This window comes from Salmonella sp. SAL04202, assembly GCF_046550775.1.
GTDB lineage: Bacteria > Pseudomonadota > Gammaproteobacteria > Enterobacterales > Enterobacteriaceae > Salmonella > Salmonella enterica.
In genome coordinates, this window is the sequence record NZ_JBGDXK010000005.1 from 39046 (window position 1) to 56676 (window position 17631).

Annotated in this window: 11 protein-coding genes; 4 read left to right on the plus strand and 7 right to left on the minus strand. The window is 55.7% G+C overall.

Annotation, left to right across the window (positions count from 1 at the left end; genetic code table 11):
* The first annotated feature begins 30 nt into the window (after window positions 1-30).
* Complete coding sequence (gene nfuA, locus ACLJQJ_RS18295; protein WP_000619387.1) at window positions 31-606, plus strand: Fe-S biogenesis protein NfuA; 576 nt, start codon at window positions 31-33, stop codon at window positions 604-606.
* A gap of 376 nt (window positions 607-982) precedes the next feature.
* A complete protein-coding gene (gene gntT / locus ACLJQJ_RS18300; RefSeq protein ID WP_001131741.1) occupies window positions 983-2299 on the plus strand; it encodes a gluconate transporter in 1317 nt (438 codons plus the stop codon).
* Between the two features lie 118 nt (window positions 2300-2417).
* Here gntT and malQ read toward each other — a convergent pair whose 3' ends face one another.
* Window positions 2418-4496 (minus strand): 4-alpha-glucanotransferase, encoded by a 2079-nt coding sequence (gene malQ, locus ACLJQJ_RS18305; RefSeq protein WP_063808796.1) that lies wholly within the window; start codon window positions 4494-4496, stop codon window positions 2418-2420.
* A gap of 9 nt (window positions 4497-4505) precedes the next feature.
* Complete coding sequence (gene malP / locus ACLJQJ_RS18310) at window positions 4506-6899, minus strand: maltodextrin phosphorylase (RefSeq protein ID WP_061424134.1); 2394 nt, start codon at window positions 6897-6899, stop codon at window positions 4506-4508.
* Between the two features lie 594 nt (window positions 6900-7493).
* Between malP and malT the strand changes: the two genes are divergently transcribed.
* Window positions 7494-10199, plus strand: a complete 2706-nt coding sequence (gene malT / locus ACLJQJ_RS18315; protein ID WP_000907030.1) for an HTH-type transcriptional regulator MalT — start codon at window positions 7494-7496, stop codon at window positions 10197-10199.
* 114 nt (window positions 10200-10313) lie between these two features.
* Here the strand turns inward: malT and ACLJQJ_RS18320 are convergent, their stop codons facing one another.
* The 4 genes from ACLJQJ_RS18320 to ACLJQJ_RS18335 form a co-directional block, all read right to left on the minus strand.
* Window positions 10314-10874: a hypothetical protein gene (locus ACLJQJ_RS18320; RefSeq protein WP_063808795.1), complete on the minus strand. Its 561-nt coding sequence runs from the start codon at window positions 10872-10874 to the stop codon at window positions 10314-10316.
* Window positions 10871-11905, minus strand: coding sequence for an RNA 3'-terminal phosphate cyclase (gene rtcA, locus ACLJQJ_RS18325; RefSeq protein ID WP_063808794.1), 1035 nt, complete (start codon window positions 11903-11905; stop codon window positions 10871-10873). Before rtcA ends, ACLJQJ_RS18320 begins: the two co-directional genes overlap by 4 nt.
* Before the next feature lie 3 nt (window positions 11906-11908).
* Window positions 11909-13123 carry an RNA-splicing ligase RtcB gene (gene rtcB / locus ACLJQJ_RS18330; protein WP_001105526.1) on the minus strand — a complete coding sequence of 405 codons (1215 nt, stop codon included), beginning with the start codon at window positions 13121-13123 and terminating at the stop codon, window positions 11909-11911.
* A gap of 347 nt (window positions 13124-13470) precedes the next feature.
* Window positions 13471-15024, minus strand: a complete 1554-nt coding sequence (locus tag ACLJQJ_RS18335; protein ID WP_063808793.1) for a vWA domain-containing protein — start codon at window positions 15022-15024, stop codon at window positions 13471-13473.
* 189 nt (window positions 15025-15213) lie between these two features.
* Here ACLJQJ_RS18335 and rtcR point away from each other — a divergent pair, with 189 nt between their 5' ends.
* The gene (gene rtcR / locus ACLJQJ_RS18340) at window positions 15214-16797 is read left to right on the plus strand and encodes an RNA repair transcriptional activator RtcR (protein WP_023224175.1); all 1584 of its coding nucleotides are present in this window, start codon (window positions 15214-15216) and stop codon (window positions 16795-16797) included.
* Here rtcR and ACLJQJ_RS18345 read toward each other — a convergent pair.
* The gene (locus ACLJQJ_RS18345) at window positions 16794-17552 is read right to left on the minus strand and encodes a DeoR/GlpR family transcriptional regulator (RefSeq protein ID WP_052939266.1); all 759 of its coding nucleotides are present in this window, start codon (window positions 17550-17552) and stop codon (window positions 16794-16796) included. The genes rtcR and ACLJQJ_RS18345 overlap by 4 nt on opposite strands.
* Window positions 17553-17631: the final 79 nt, after the last annotated feature.

Consider the following 17631-nt stretch of genomic DNA (forward strand, 5'->3'; position numbering starts at 1 on the left):
ACTAAAATAGTCAACTATTAGGCCATTACTATGATCCGTATTTCCGATGCTGCACAAGCGCACTTTGCCAAACTGCTGGCAAATCAGGAAGAAGGGACGCAAATCCGCGTATTTGTCATTAATCCCGGCACTCCTAACGCAGAGTGCGGTGTTTCTTATTGTCCGCCCGACGCCGTAGAAGCCACCGATACTGCACTGAAATTTGACCTGTTGACCGCTTATGTCGATGAACTGAGCGCGCCCTATCTGGAAGACGCGGAAATTGATTTCGTGACCGACCAGCTAGGTTCTCAACTTACATTGAAAGCGCCAAACGCGAAGATGCGCAAAGTGGCCGATGACGCGCCGCTGATGGAGCGCGTGGAATATGCTCTGCAATCGCAGATTAACCCGCAGTTGGCGGGCCACGGCGGTCGCGTCTCGCTGATGGAAATTACCGATGAAGGCTATGCAATTCTGCAATTTGGCGGCGGTTGTAACGGTTGCTCGATGGTTGACGTCACGCTGAAAGAAGGAATCGAGAAACAGTTGCTGAATGAATTCCCGGAACTGAAAGGGGTTCGCGATCTGACCGAACACCAGCGCGGCGAGCACTCATACTACTAAGATTTTCCCCGCATCCATGCCCGATGGCGCTTGCGCCTGTCGGGCCTTATCTGCCCCACCGTAGGCCGAATAAGGCGTCTACGCCGCCATCCGGCGCTATCAACCACATCTCATAACAATGGCCCTTCTTCTTTCGCCGATAACATGACCTGTGTCTCATAATTTAAATTTTGCCTGCCAGGGTCATTTTCAACACCCATATGTTACCCGTATCATTCTTATGGGCACCTAACATCCATATAACATCTGACTACGCTCATTCGTTTCAACGGTAATCAGTATTGGTGCTATTGCGACTCTGTTCCCGTCGGGAACAACAGGAATTTGTCGTCGAAACAATGACGTTACCCATAACAAAGTAAAGGCCAGGTAAATCATGCCATTAGTCATCGTTGCTATCGGTGTTATCTTGTTACTTCTTCTGATGATCCGCTTCAAAATGAACGGATTTATCGCCCTTGTCCTGGTAGCGCTCGCTGTCGGGTTGATGCAGGGAATGCCGCTGGATAAAGTCATCGGCTCCATCAAAGCCGGTGTCGGCGGTACGCTTGGCAGTCTGGCCCTGATTATGGGGTTCGGCGCCATGCTGGGCAAAATGCTTGCCGACTGCGGCGGCGCTCAACGTATCGCCACTACCCTGATCGCGAAATTTGGTAAAAAGCATATTCAGTGGGCCGTAGTGTTAACCGGCTTTACCGTCGGCTTCGCTCTGTTCTATGAAGTGGGCTTCGTTCTGATGCTGCCGCTGGTATTCACCATTGCCGCAGCGGCGAATATCCCGTTACTGTACGTCGGCGTGCCGATGGCCGCGGCGCTCTCCGTCACACACGGCTTCCTGCCGCCGCACCCGGGTCCAACCGCGATCGCCACGATTTTCCATGCCGATATGGGTAAGACGCTGCTGTTTGGTACGATTCTGGCAATCCCGACCGTGATCCTTGCCGGACCGGTTTACGCCCGTTTCCTGAAAGGTATCGATAAGCCGATCCCGGAAGGCCTGTACAGCGCGAAAACTTTTACGGAAGAAGAGATGCCGGGCTTTGGCGTCAGCGTCTGGACGTCGCTGGTTCCGGTGATTCTGATGGCGATGCGTGCGGTTGCCGAGATGATTCTGCCAAAAGGCCACGCTTTCCTGCCCGTTGCCGAGTTCCTGGGCGACCCGGTAATGGCTACGTTAATTGCCGTACTGATTGCGATGTTCACCTTTGGCCTGAACCGCGGGCGTTCAATGGATCAGATTAACGATACGCTGGTCTCTTCCATCAAAATTATCGCCATGATGCTGCTGATCATCGGCGGCGGCGGCGCGTTCAAGCAGGTGCTGGTCGATAGCGGCGTGGATAAATACATCGCTTCAATGATGCATGAAACCAATGTCTCTCCGCTGTTGATGGCGTGGTCTATCGCGGCGGTGCTGCGTATCGCGCTGGGCTCTGCGACTGTCGCGGCGATTACCGCAGGCGGCATTGCGGCGCCGCTGATCGCCACTACCGGCGTTAGCCCTGAACTGATGGTTATCGCGGTCGGTTCCGGGAGCGTGATTTTCTCTCACGTCAACGACCCGGGCTTCTGGCTGTTCAAAGAGTATTTCAATTTGACTATCGGCGAGACCATTAAATCCTGGTCGATGCTGGAAACGATCATCTCCGTCTGCGGCCTGATCGGCTGTCTGCTACTGGGTATGGTGGTTTAAGCGAGGCGGCTTGTAGGCCGGATAAGGTAGCAATGTGCGCCAGGATTGCCTGATGGCGCTGCGCTTATCAGACCTACGTACTCTCACCATCATAAAGCCGGGGAAATCCCCGGCTTTATTACTTCTTCTTCGCGGCCGCTTTTCGGCGCTTATCCAAATCCTTAATCAGCTTGTTTACGCCCTCATCGGCAAACATGGCCTCAAGAGATGCAGACAATTTCCGCCGCCAGTTTTTATACTGATCGCTGGTGCCCGGTACGTTAACCGGATCGGCCATATCCAGCCAGTCCTCCGGCTGAAGCCCCAACAGACCGCTGTTACTGTCGGCGATGTAGCGCTGAAGCCCGCGATTTAGCGTTGGCGTCATAGACATTAACGATGCCTTATGCCCGGCGCGTTTTGGTAGACAGCCATATTTATGCAGCGCGTCCAATAGCCCCTGTTTCGCCCGCTCGCGATCCTCATACAGCCCGCGCAGAATCACTTCATCCGGATAAAGCCCCAGAGCTTTACCCAACGTCAGGTCACCGCATTCCCAATAGCCGCGCAGCGTGGGGAGATCGTGCGTCGAGGCGACAGCCATCGATTGTTGCGGATACGCGCCTGGCGCGCGGAAGTTTTTCTCAAGGTCATTTTCAAACCACAGCACTTTATAAGAATAGACCCCGCTATCGCGCAGCTTGCCGACAATCTCAACTGGCACCGTCCCCAGATCTTCGCCTATCACCATACAGCGGTGACGTTGGCTCTCCAGCGCCAGAATAGAAAGCAAATCATCTACCGGATAATGGACGTAAGCCCCCTGATCCGCTGTTTCGCCATACGGTATCCACCACAGACGCAGCAACGACATGACATGGTCAATGCGCAACGCGCCGCAGTTTTGCATATTAGCGCGCAGCAGGTCGATAAAGGGCTCATACGCCCGGGCGACAATGATATGCGGGTCCATTGGCGGCAGCCCCCAGTTCTGACCGAGCGGGCCGAGGATATCCGGCGGCGCGCCGACAGATGCTTTCAGGCAGTACAGCTCCCGGTCGCACCAGGTTTCCGCGCCGCCTTCCGCTACGCCAACCGCCAGATCGCGGTACAGACCAATCGGTAGTTTAAAACTCTGGCAGGTATCCCAGCAGGCGGCGAATTGGCGCCAGGCCAGCCACTGAAGCCAGAGATAAAACTCCACCTCTTCGCGGTGCGCTTCACAGAATTGTTTTACAGCGGAAGACTCTACCGACTGGTACGCCTCCGGCCAGGCTGGCCAGCCCCAGCGCTGCTCATCCTCTTTTACCTGATACGCATGCAGCGCGTCGAATGCCGCCTGCCAGTAAAGGCTCTCGCCTTCGCGGGCGATAAAGTGACGAAACTCCGCCATTTGCGCATCGTCGCGAGCGGCAAACCGCGTCCACGCCATCCGCAGCGCCGTGATTTTCAGCGCGGTAACGGTAGCGTAATCCACCCATTGCGCATCGCGCGCCTGTCGCAGCTTTTGCTGTGTGGCAGGCATTTGCCACCATGCCTGCGCCTCTTCGCTCAGGCGGAAATCTTCGACGGCGTTGACGTCGATATATATCACGTTCAGCCAGCGACGAGACGAGGGGCTGTAGGGACTGGCGCTCTCCGGATTCGCCGGATAAAGCGCGTGGATCGGATTCAGGCCGATAAACGCGCCGCCGCGTGTCGCCACATCGACCAGCATCGACTTCAAATCGCCGAAATCGCCAATACCCCAGTTTTTTTCTGAACGCAGAGTATAAAGCTGGACGCAGGCCCCCCACAGTTTTTTCCCCTCCAGCAGCGCCTGCGGCTCATAGCATCGCGGCGGGGCGACGATAATCCGGCAATGCGTACGCTGTTCATCCTGGGTCAACGTCAGGGTGTGGTAGCCCTCCGGCAATGTAGCCGGAAGGTTAAGTTTTTTACCGCCCGTCACGCGCCCTTTGTAATGCACGCCCTCTTCCGTAGTCAGCAGCCAGGCAAACTCACCGTGCCCCTCTACCGGCAACGCCATTTTTTTACCCGCGGTATAAACCTTCACATTCGGCACGACCGCCTGTGGTCCTGTTGTCGTGCCGTGCATCGCCGCCAGCAAACGCCTCTTGGTTTCAGCGCCAATAGACTGCGGTTTGCCATGAGCATTGATGTAACTGGGGCTGATCCCCGCCGCCAGCGCGGCACTATCGAGACGTTTATTTTCCATCGCGCTCCCTTAGCGTTTTGCCTGCCAGATACGGGCCTGATAATCGCGAATAGAGCGATCGGAACTGAACATACCGCAGCGCGCGGTATTGAGGATCGCGGCGCGCGTCCACGCTTCCTGGTCGCGATACAGCGCATCCACCTGCTTTTGCGCCTCGACATAAGCGGCGAAGTCCGCCATGACCAGGTACGGATCGCCCCCCTGTTTGCCGAGGCTATGCAGCATCTGGTCAAAGGCATGTTTATCGCCATCGCTGTATTGACCGCTTTCCAGCTCTTTTAGCACCGCATCCAGCACTTTGTCTTTTTTACGCCATTTCACCGGATCGTAGCCTTTGGCTTTGAGCGCCTTGACCTCTTCCACAGTATGGCCAAAGATAAAGATATTCTCTTCACCCACCTTCTCAGCGATTTCAACGTTAGCGCCGTCCAGCGTTCCCACTGTCAACGCCCCGTTCAGCGCCAGTTTCATGTTGCCGGTGCCGGACGCCTCTTTCCCGGCGGTGGAAATTTGCTCGGAAATATCCGCCGCCGGAATGAGCATTTCCGCCGCCGAGACGCAGTAATCCGGCAGGAAAACCACCTTCAGCTTATCACCCACCGCCGGGTCGTTATTAATGGCCTCCGCAACCTTATTGATAGCAAAAATGATGTTCTTCGCCAGGTAATAGCCCGGCGCCGCCTTCGCGCCAAACAGGAATACGCGCGGTACGCGGTCGGCCTGCGGGTTTTCGCGGATCTCTTTGTACAGCGCCAGAATATGCAACAGATTCAGATGCTGACGCTTGTACTCGTGCAGGCGTTTGATTTGAATATCAAAAATCGCGTTGCTTGAAATCTCAATCCCGGTACGGGCCTGGATAAATTTCACCAGGCGCTCTTTGTTCGCCCGTTTGATGTCGCGATATTGCTGACGGAATTTGGCGTCGTCAGCGTATTTTTCGAGGTTGATCAACTGGTCGAGATCGTTAGCCCACTCTTTTTTCAGCGTTTTATCCAGCAACGCCGCAAGCTGCGGATTGCACTGTTTGATCCAGCGACGCGGCGTAATGCCGTTGGTGACATTGTGGAATTTGTTCGGCCAAAGCTGGTGATATTCCGGGAACAGATCTTTCACCACCAGATCGGAGTGCAGCGCCGCCACACCGTTGACCGCAAAGCCGCTGACCACGCACATATTGGCCATGCGTACCTGACGGTCGTGCACCACCGCCAGTTTTGCCCATACCTGCTTATCGCCAGGCCAGGTGTTATCGACCAGCGTCTTAAAGCGGTCGTTAATCTGCTTGATAATCTGCATATGACGCGGCAACAGCGCTTTGATTAACCTCTCGTCCCAGCACTCCAGCGCTTCTGGCATCAGGGTGTGGTTGGTGTAGGCGAAGGTTTTGCTGGTGATAGCCCAGGCGTCATCCCAGCTCAGCTGGTGCTCGTCAATCAGCACGCGCAGCAGTTCCGGAATGGCGATGGTCGGGTGAGTATCGTTCAACTGAATGACCTCGTAATCCGCCAGCTCATGCAGTTTGCGTCCGGCCAGATGATGGCGACGCAGAATATCCGCTACCGAGCAGGCGCACTGGAAGTATTGCTGCATCAGACGCAGTTTTTTACCCGCCGTGTGGTTATCGTTGGGATAAAGCACCTTCGTCAGTTTTTCCGCATCGATACCCTGCTGTTCCGCCCGCAGGAAAGCGCCGTCGTTGAATTTGGTCAGATCAAACGGATGCGCGTGGGTCGCCTTCCACAAACGCAGCGGTTGCGCGACGCCGTTACGATAGCCTAACACCGGCAGATCCCAGGCCTGGCCTGTAATCACAAAACCGGGCTCCCAGCGCCCTTCTTTGGTGACTTTACCGCCGATCCCAACCTGGACGTCCAGCGCCTCGTTGTGGCGGAACCACGGATAGCTGCCGCGATGCCAGTCATCAGGCGCCTCCATCTGCTTGCCTTCAACAAATGACTGACGGAACAGCCCATACTGGTAGTTCAGACCATAGCCCGTAGCGGACTGCCCGACGGTGGCCATCGAATCGAGGAAGCAGGCGGCCAGACGTCCCAGACCACCGTTGCCGAGCGCCGGATCGACTTCCTCTTCCAGCAGATCGGTCAGATTAATATCGTGCGCTTTCAGCACATCGCTAACGTCCTGGTACCACCCCAGATTTAACAGGTTATTTCCCGTCAGGCGGCCAATCAAAAATTCCATCGAAATGTAGTTCACATGACGCTGGCCTTTCGTCGGCTGCGCTACCGGTTGCGCGCTCAGTAATTCCGCCAGCGCGCCGCTAACGGCCTGCCACCACTGACGAGGCGTCATGTCAGACGCCGACAGTAAACCGAAACGCTGCCACTGACGCGTCAGGGCGGCCTGGAATTGATCTTTATTGAAGGTTGGCTGTGACATAGGAAATCCGTCCTCGGGTAATAAAACAACGTTATCGCTAGTTTGCCAGGCTCGATGTTGACCTTCCTCCTCCCGGCAATGATTAGGGAGGGAGGAGGAGCGGGGATGAGCATAAAAGTGTGATCGCCGCCACTTACCCCTGTATAAACGCGCCGATTCCTGTCAACGACACCCAGTGTTACGCATAATCAAATGAATAAACAGAAATAACAGTAAATCGCGAAGGGGTATTTTCGAAAGATTATATGAACGCCGAAATAGTTTCTTACCTGAAATATTCAGCGGCGGGAGATTCACTCACTAAACATAATTAATTAAACGCCTGGTATCGCCATTGTGTTAAATCCGGATGATGTCCAGGACATTATTTACAATAACGGAAATATGACCTCAGCCCAGCTCTGACGCTCGTTTCAACCGAGCCGAATACTTTTTTAATACCGTTATTTAGAATTGTGACAGAGTGCAAATTCAGACACATAAAAAGTCTGCTTAGCTTGCATTAAAATGCTTTCTGGCCGACCTTATATCTATTAATTACGAAGCGCAAAAAAAATCGCAGTTCCCCCCATTTCCCACAGTGAAGTGATTGCTATGTTGATTCCGTCTAAATTAAGTCGTCCGGTTCGTCTCGACCATACCGTGGTTCGTGAGCGGCTGTTGGCTAAACTTTCCGGCGCGAACAATTTCAGGCTCGCCCTGGTAACCAGTCCTGCTGGCTATGGGAAAACCACGCTTGTCTCACAGTGGGCGGCGGGCAAAAATGAATTAGGCTGGTACTCTCTCGACGAAGGCGATAACCAGCAAGAGCGATTCGCCAGTTACTTAATCGCCGCTATCCAACAGGCCACCGGCGGACACTGCTCTACCAGCGAAGCGATGGCGCAAAAACGTCAGTACGCCAGCCTGACGTCTCTCTTCGCACAGCTCTTTATTGAACTGGCGCAGTGGCATCGCCCGCTTTATCTGGTGATTGACGACTACCATTTGATTACCAATCCGGTGATTCACGACGCGATGCGCTTTTTCTTACGGCATCAGCCGGAAAATTTCACCCTGGTGGTGTTATCGCGTAATTTGCCGCAACTGGGCATCGCTAACCTGCGCGTGCGCGATCAGCTGTTGGAAATCGGCAGCCAGCAGTTGGCTTTTAACCATCAGGAAGCAAAGCAATTTTTTGACCGTCGTCTTTCGTCGCCCATTGAAGCCGCTGAGAGCAGCCGCATGTGCGATGATGTGGCCGGTTGGGCCACTGCGCTACAGTTGATCGCCCTCTCCGCGCGCCAGAACCATACCTCTGCGCATCACTCCGCCCGCCGTCTTGCCGGGATTAATGCCAGCCACCTTTCTGATTATCTGGTGGACGAAGTACTCGATAACGTGGATGTCAGCACCCGACATTTCTTACTTAAAAGCGCGATCTTACGCTCAATGAATGACGCGTTGATCGTGCGCGTGACCGGCGAAGAAAACGGCCAGATGCGGCTGGAGGAGATTGAGCGCCAGGGGTTATTCCTGCAACGCATGGACGACACGGGCGAATGGTTTAGCTATCACCCGTTGTTTGGTAGCTTTCTGCGCCAGCGTTGCCAGTGGGAACTGGCGGCGGAACTGCCGGAGATCCACCGTGCGGCCGCGGAAAGCTGGATGGAACAGGGTTTTCCCAGCGAAGCTATTCATCATGCGCTGGCCGCGGGTGACGCGCAAATGCTGCGCGATATCCTGCTTAACCATGCGTGGGGGCTGTTTAATCACAGTGAACTGGCGCTGCTGGAAGAGTCATTAAAAGCGCTGCCGTGGGAAAGCCTGCTGGAAAATCCGCGGCTGGTGTTGTTACAGGCCTGGCTGATGCAAAGCCAACACCGCTACAGCGAAGTGAATACGCTGCTGGCGCGCGCCGAGCAAGAGATCAAAGGGGTCATGGACGGCACGCTACATGCTGAATTTAACGCGCTGCGCGCCCAGGTCGCCATCAACGACGGCAATCCGGAAGAGGCAGAGCGGCTGGCGAAACTGGCGCTGGATGAGCTTCCTCTCGCCTGGTTTTATAGCCGCATTGTCGCGACCTCCGTTCACGGCGAAGTGCTGCACTGTAAAGGCGATCTTAGCCAGTCTTTATCGCTGATGCAGCAAACCGAACAAATGGCACGCCATCATGACGTCTGGCATTACGCGCTGTGGAGCTTAATTCAACAAAGCGAAATTCAGTTCGCCCAGGGATTCCTGCAGGCCGCATGGGAAACGCAGGAGAGAGCCTTCCAGTTGATCAAAGAGCAACATCTGGAACAACTGCCGATGCATGAGTTTCTGGTACGTATCCGCGCGCAATTGCTGTGGGCGTGGGCGCGCCTTGACGAAGCGGAGGCCTCGGCGCGCAGCGGTATCGCTGTGCTGTCCACCTTCCAGCCGCAACAACAGTTGCAGTGCCTGACGTTACTGGTGCAGTGCTCGCTGGCGCGCGGCGATCTGGATAATGCCCGTAGTCAGCTTAACCGACTGGAAAATTTATTAGGCAATGGTCGTTATCACTGCGACTGGATCTCTAACGCCGATAAGGTGCGTGTCATTTACTGGCAGTTAACCGGCGACAAAAAATCCGCCGCCAACTGGTTACGCCATACGCCAAAACCGGCGTTTGCCAATAACCATTTTCTGCAAGGGCAATGGCGGAATATCGCCCGCGCGCAGATCCTGCTGGGCGAATTCGAGCCTGCGGAAATCGTGCTGGAAGAGTTAAATGAGAATGCCCGTAGCCTGCGCTTAATGAGCGATTTAAACCGCAATCTGCTGTTACTCAATCAGCTTTACTGGCAATCCGGGCGGAAAAACGACGCCCAGCGCGTATTGCTTGATGCCTTACAGCTCGCCAACCGGACCGGATTTATCAGCCATTTTGTGATTGAAGGCGAAGCCATGGCGCAACAATTGCGTCAGCTGATTCAACTCAATACGCTGCCGGAGATGGAGCAGCATCGCGCGCAGCGCATCCTGCGAGAGATTAACCAACATCACCGGCATAAATTCGCCCATTTTGACGAAGGCTTCGTCGAGCGCCTGCTTAACCATCCGGATGTCCCGGAGCTTATTCGCACCAGCCCGCTCACCCAGCGTGAATGGCAGGTGTTAGGGCTTATCTATTCCGGTTACAGCAACGAACAGATTGCCGGCGAACTGGCGGTAGCCGCAACCACCATTAAGACGCATATCCGCAACCTCTACCAGAAACTCGGCGTCGCGCACCGTCAGGACGCGGTACAGCACGCGCAGCAGTTGCTGAAGATGATGGGGTACGGGGTTTAACGTGTGCCTGATAACGCTTCGCTTATCAGGCCTGCAGAGTCATTTTAAATCATATTGATATTGCTGGTTTTGTAGGCCGGGAGCATAAACGTAAATCCAGACGTTGAGTTGGCTTCAGGCCCGATGGCCGTCGCTCAGCCGCAGGTTAAATGGCGCCCATCCATCCGGCGGGTCCCATTCGCCACTGCCATAAATAATACCCTCCCGGATATCGTGAATAATGACGCCATCAATACCACACGGTTCCGATCGCCAGATAATGCCGGAACTCACGTTGATAAGAAACGTATACTGAAAGGTTGTGACCAGGAAATTCTCGCTCAGCGAGGCCTTATGATCCCAAACATCGGGTATTGAATAAATATGGCCAACATAATCATCAAGAAACAGGCTCTTAACCTGATGTGAATCCGTATCAAATAAGTGAACGTGCTGACCGTATAATATCGCAATAGTCTTATCATTATTCATGATGCCGCTGAAGCACTGCTCAACGATCCAGCGCCCCTCTTCCAGCGCGACAAAAAGACACAGCACGATAACCGGCTCGCCGTCCTGACTCACCAGCACTCTTCGCCGCATCGTTGAAGGGCCGGAAAAGGGATTAACATCCCTCTCCGGGATGGCGTCAGCAACGCATTGTTCAGCATCAAGGAAATCAGCGTGGTATGTCATGATCCGCTATCCTTTTTACTTACCATAACCTGCACCATCCCCCTCGCCTCCTCCAGGTTGAACGTTACCGGCAAAAACCGTTCCACCACCACAATATTGGTAAGCAAGTGAGCGGAAGCCCGTGCCACGGTAAACGCGCCTTCGCCCGCCAGCGCCAGCGGTAAAATCAGCTGGTCGGCCAGATGCTCTCCCACCGCCGCCGGGCTTGCGAGATAGCGCCGCGCTTCATGCGCAACCTGGTTAGCTACCGCTTCCGCGCTGGTGCCTTTAACGCCGAACGCGGCGAACAGTTCGGTCAGTTGTTCGCTTTGAATCATCAGCGACAGCGCGTTGCCCGGCCCGCAGCCGCCTTCCAGCGCAACGACGTTTTTCTCCGCCTGCGGGAAGTGGGCTTCCAGCGTTGCGACTTCACGTTCGCCAACGTGGTAAGGAACCGCCGCCAGCAAAGCTTCAGCGGTGGTGCGCAGCGTCTCGCCGCGCGATATCAGCGTCAGACCGCGTAAAGACGCTGCCGGTTCGACGACCGTTGCCGCCGCGCCGCCGCCTGCCGGATAAAAGCCGTGTTTTATCAGCGTGGTGCGCTGGTTGATACCCATCCTCGCCAACAGAGGCTCCCAGACGCGGCAAATAAAATCGGCGCTGGGCGCGGCCTGATTATGCGTCCCGCCGTGAACCTCCACGCGAGATGAACCGTCGGCAAACCACAGCGCGGGCAGGACGGTTTGCAGCACCAGCATACAACTGCCCGCGCTACCAATCGCGAAACGGTACTCGCCGCCGCGAATCGGCCCCGGCGTAAAACGCAACTGTTGCGAGCCCAGCTCGTCGCCGCTCACCTGCGCGCCGCAGATTTCCGTTGCCGCCCGCACCGCCGTTAAATGCTGGCGTAACAGCCCCGGTTTGGCGCGCCCGGCGCGGATGCCGCTCATTTCAAACGGCTGGCCGGTTATCATTGATAAACTCAGCGCCGAGCGCAAAATCTGCCCGCCGCCCTCTCCCTGTGCGCCATCCAGCGCGATGATCCTTGCCATTTTCTATCCTTTAACGCACACCACCTGCCGCAGGGTGTACATGATTTCCACCAGGTCAGACTGCGCCGCCATCACCGCATCAATGTCTTTATACGCCATTGGGATCTCGTCGATCACGTCTGCATCTTTACGGCATTCGACATGCGCGGTGGCGCGAATCTGATCGTCAACGCTAAACAGTTTCTTCGCTTTCGTTCGGCTCATCACACGCCCGGCGCCGTGGCTGCACGAACAGAACGACTCTTCGTTACCCAGCCCGCGCACGATAAAGCTTTTCGCCCCCATCGAACCGGGAATGATACCGAACTCACCGCGCCGCGCCGAAACCGCCCCTTTACGCGTCACATAGATCTCTTCGCCAAAGTGCTGCTCTTTTTGCACATAGTTATGGTGGCAGTTGATCTCGTCCATATCGAGGGCGATCGGTTTTTCCACGCAGCGCTGGAGCGCCGCCAGCGCGTTTTCCATCATCGCCTCGCGGTTCAGGCTGGCGAATTGCTGCGCCCAGTGTACCGCTTTCAGGTAATCATCAAAATATTCGCTTCCTTCATTAAAATACGCCAGATCGCGGGACGGCAGCGTTTCTAACTGCTCCTGCATTTCTTGCTGCGCCAGGCCGATAAAATAGGTGCCGATGGCGTTACCGATCCCGCGCGAACCGGAGTGCAGCATGATCCAAACCCGATCGGTTTCATCCAGACAGATCTCAATAAAGTGGTTACCGGTTCCCAACGTTCCCAGGTGCTTATAGCTATTGGTATTCAAAAAGCGCGGATATTTTTGCGTTAACCACTGATATCCCGCTTCCAGTTGCGCCCATTTTTCATCAACGTTGGCGGGCGGGTTTCCCCATGCGCCCACATCGCGACGCCCGCGTCCGGTGGTACGCCCGTGAGGCACAGCGGCCTCTATGGCGTTACGCAGTTCTGCCAGATTTTCCGGCAGATCGGCCGCCGTTAAGCTGGTACGCAGCGCGTTCATTCCACAACCGATATCCACGCCCACCGCCGCCGGAATAATCGCCCCTTTCGTCGGGATCACGCTACCGATGGTCGATCCTTTCCCCAAATGCACATCCGGCATAACGGCAATATGTTTGAAAATAAACGGCATTTTCGCCGTATTGATCAGCTGCTGACGGGCATCGTCTTCTACCGGTACGCCTTTGGTCCACATTTTTACCGGTGCGTTCTGGGTGGTCATCAATTCGTAATTCATCATTTTTTTCTCGTTTTAATCATTAGGGTGGCGACAAGTTTATGTGAATACACCGCTCTACCATTGAGCTACAGAGCCGGGCTCTGACGGGTCTCGAACCCGCAACAAATGTAGATCCACAGGCATTCGCCAAAATAGGGTGGCACGACAAGTTAAGGTGAATCACCCGCTCTACCGTTGAGCTACAGGGCTAAGCCCCGGCAGGGTTCGAACCTGCGTCTGGCCATACAAGGTGTAGATCCACCAGCATTCGTGCCTTCAGCGTTGCGCGACAAATTCATAGCCGGGATGATACGCATCGGGAAAGATGTAATCCCGGCCAGCATTCGCGCCGCGCTGAATACTCTTTACAGCGTCACGGCTTCAATCTCTTCCAGCCAGTGCGCGCTGCCATAGCGACCGTTAACAAAGTTATCTATCACCGTAAACACCTCGTCGCTGAAGCCGCCGACGTTCAAAATATCGCTTCGTTCCGCCGCCTGCGTGGTGCCGTAAGGCAGCAGATCGATACACACCAGGCGCGCCTGCGGGTTGCGCTTTTTCAGTTCTATCCAGCATTCCATGGTGGCCGTTGAGCCATGGCGCGATTTATCAACCCACGATTCGTTATCCGACACCATAATCACCAGATCCACCCGCGCCCGCTCGTTCAACAACCTACGCAGCGGCGCGGAGCAGTTGGTGCCGCCGCCGCCAACCGCCGCCAGCTTTTGCGCGTTGTGCATAACCGACTGGCGCGCATCAAGCTGCACGTCGACCACATCGCATTCAAACGGCAGCACGCGGGCCTGCGGATGATTACGCAGCACGGCGGCGGCGATCAGCCCGGCAACGTCCACGCAGCGGATCTTACTGGTCGCCCCCTTGCGATAGCCGGTTATCGACGACTTCATCGACCCCGACACGTCCGGGCAGACCACCACATTGCCGCGAAACGGCGGAATGTTCTCCAGCGCGTACTCCATCGCCTGCGCTAAAGCCTCGCGAATAACCTGCGGCACGCTGCTTTGCAGATTGCTCCACGCCGACAACAGCTGATAAGGATAGACCCAGGACTGGCGCACCTGCGCCCTGTCCGCCAGCCGCTGCGCCACGCTGGCGGCAAGCGTTGCATTCTCAAACACGTCATGACGCGCCAGCGTATTCAAATTCATCCGCAACGTTTGCCAACTCATCCGCTGCGCCAGCTGTGCCCACTGTTCGCGACTCAGCGGCGCGTTGGTCAGCAGTAAAAACGGCACATCGGGTAAGGCCGCGCCCATGTCGCCTTCACGAAACGCCAGCAGCGCGCGCGTTTTTTCCGGCAGTTGCGTCTTATCGCACGGCTTACCAATCAGCCAGGCGAAGAAGGCTTCCTGCCACGCCGCCTGCGGCCGTGGGTGCACCATTTTGACGATATCCGCCAGCGACGGCGCATTGCCCACCGATGCCTGCAATAAACGCTCTTCGCTGGCGTTCTGTAACCAACGCTGCACCAGCTTCTTTGGCCGCGTCCCCAGCGAGCGCCGCCCGGTCACGCCGCTGCGCAAAATTTGCACAAAGTTACGCAGCATCCGGCCATTGTTGATCACCCGCGCAAATACTACCGGCAGCAGCGCCGAACCACGCGCCGCCAGAATAGCGGTCAACAGCGCGGGCATATCCTTCATCATCCCGCGTTCGCGGCCATAAATCGCCAGTTGCGCTAAAAACAGATCGTCGAGATCTTTCGCCGTCGCCAGAACATCATTTAGCTGCGCCTGGCCGCTGGCATAAAAAGTCTCGTTCATGCAGCCGGTCATCACCATTTGCGCCAGTTTATGGCGCGGGGTGAAGGCAAAGGCCGCTGCGCCTTGCTGATTGCTGGCGTTGGCCAGCGGCACGTCCCTTAACAGCGAACGGAACAAAAGTGGATTAGCCATTTGTTTTTCCCATTTCCGTTATTCTCCATGCCATGGTTATTGCAACCAGCGTGCCAGAAAATAAATTATTTTGTAATTTATTGATTTTTAAATACTTTATTTATTTAACGTTCAGATGAAAGAAAAATGCCTGCACGGCAGCCATTAAAAAGCGATAAAATTATCTCGTCTTTTAGAAGGAAATCTAAGATGCGAAAAACGGTGGCCTTTGGTTTTGTCGGTACGGTGCTCGACTATGCAGGACGCGGCAGTCAGCGTTGGGAAAAATGGCGCCCTACTTTGTGTCTGTGCCAGCAGGAGACGCTGGTCGTTCACCGCCTGGAACTGCTGTACGATGCCCGCTCTCGCTCGCTGTTTGAAGGATTAAAGAAGGATATCGCCAGCGTCTCGCCGGAAACGGAAGTCGTCGGCGTAGAAATCGCGATCCGCAACCCGTGGGACTTCGAAGAGGTTTACGCCTGCCTGCACGATTTCGCCCGCAGCCATACCTTTCATCCCGAAGATGAAGACTATCTGATTCATATCACCACCGGCACCCACGTCGCGCAGATCTGCTGGTTCCTGCTGGCGGAGGCGCGCTATCTACCGGCGCGATTAGCGCAGACCTCGCCACCGCGCAAAAAAGATAAACCGCATAGCACGGGCGACGTGACGATTATTGACCTCGACCTCAGCCGCTACAATGACATCGCCACCCGCTTCGCCCAGGAGCGGGAGGAGACGCTCAACTTCCTGAAGTCCGGCATTGCAACCCGCAACCCGTGTTTCAACCGGATGATTGAGCAAATTGAGCGCGTCGCGATACGCTCCCGTTCGCCAATCCTGCTCAACGGCCCGACCGGCGCGGGCAAGTCGTTTCTCGCCCGTCGCATCTATGAACTAAAACTGGCCCGCCACCAGTTCAGCGGCCCGTTTGTCGAAGTGAACTGCGCCACCCTGCGCGGCGACACGGCGATGTCGGCGCTGTTCGGCCACGTTAAGGGGGCGTTTACCGGCGCGAGAGAGGAGCGTGCAGGGCTGCTGCGCAGCGCCGACGGCGGCATGTTGTTTCTTGACGAAGTGGGAGAGCTGGGCGCGGATGAACAGGCCATGTTGCTGAAAGCCATTGAAGAGAAACGCTTTTACCCTTTCGGCAGCGACCAGCAGGTCAGCAGCGATTTCCAGTTGATTGCCGGCACGGTGCGCGACCTGCGCCAGCGGGTGGCGGAGGGGACATTCCGCGAAGACCTGTACGCGCGCATTAATCTCTGGACCTTCGAACTACCGGGCCTGCGTCAGCGCCAGGAAGATATTGAGCCAAACCTTGACTACGAACTGGAGCGCCACGCGGCGCTAACCGGCGACAGCGTGCGTTTTAATACCGAAGCGCGCCGCGCCTGGCTGAGCTTCGCCACCTCGCCGCAGGCCGCCTGGCGCGGTAACTTCCGCGAACTCTCCGCCAGCGTCACCCGCATGGCGACGCTGGCGGACAACGGGCGAATCACGGTCGAAACGGTAGACGATGAAATCGCGCGTTTGCGCTATAGCTGGAATGACCATCGCCCCTCCGCGCTCGACGGACTGCCGGGCATTGACGCAACGGCGCTGGATCTGTTTGACCGTATGCAACTGGAAAACGTCGTTGCCGTCTGCCGCCAGGCGAAAACCCTTTCCGACGCCGGGCGGCAGCTATTCAACGTTTCCCGTCAGGGGAAAGCCACGGTGAATGACGCTGACCGGCTGCGTAAATACCTGGCGCGTTTTGGTCTGACGTGGGAAGTTTTACAGAATTAACACAGCTCCAGTTGGATATGGTTCTCCGTCAACACCTGCATCACGCCCGGCGGCGGCAGGGTATCGGTGTAGACCGCATCGACCATACTAATGCTGCCCATGTTTACCATCGCGTTACGACCAAATTTAGAGTGATCCACCACCAGCATCACGTGGCGCGAATTTTCGATAATCGCGCGCTTGGTACGCACCTCGTGATAATCAAACTCCAGCAGCGAACCATCGCTGTCGATGCCGCTAATCCCCAGAATACCGAAATCGAGACGGAACTGGGAGATGAAATCCTGCGTCGCCTCGCCAATAATGCCGCCGTCGCGGCTGCGGAGTTCGCCGCCGGCGAGGATAATACGAAAATCCTCTTTCGCCATTAGCGTGTTCGCTACGTTCAAATTGTTGGTCACGATCCGCAAATTACTGTGCCCTAACAGGGCGTGCGCTACGGCTTCCGGCGTCGTGCCGATATCAATAAACAGCGTTGAACCATTGGGGATCTGGGCCGCGACTTTGCGAGCGATGCGCTCTTTTTCTTCCGTTTGCGTCGCCTTACGATCGTGCCACGGCGTGTTCACCGAGCTGGAGGGCAACGCCGCGCCGCCGTGGTGGCGCAAAATCATATTCTGTTCCGCCAGATCGTTAAGATCCCGACGAATGGTTTGCGGGCTGACAGAAAAATGCTCCACCAGCTCTTCCGTACTGACGTACCCCTGTTTTTTCACCAGTTCAATGATCGCGTCATGCCGTTGTGTTTGTTTCATGAATAATCTCTGAAAGTAACCAACCTTGCGCCGGATAGCGGCATTCGCCCTACCCGGCCTGGAAAAATATCTCGACCAC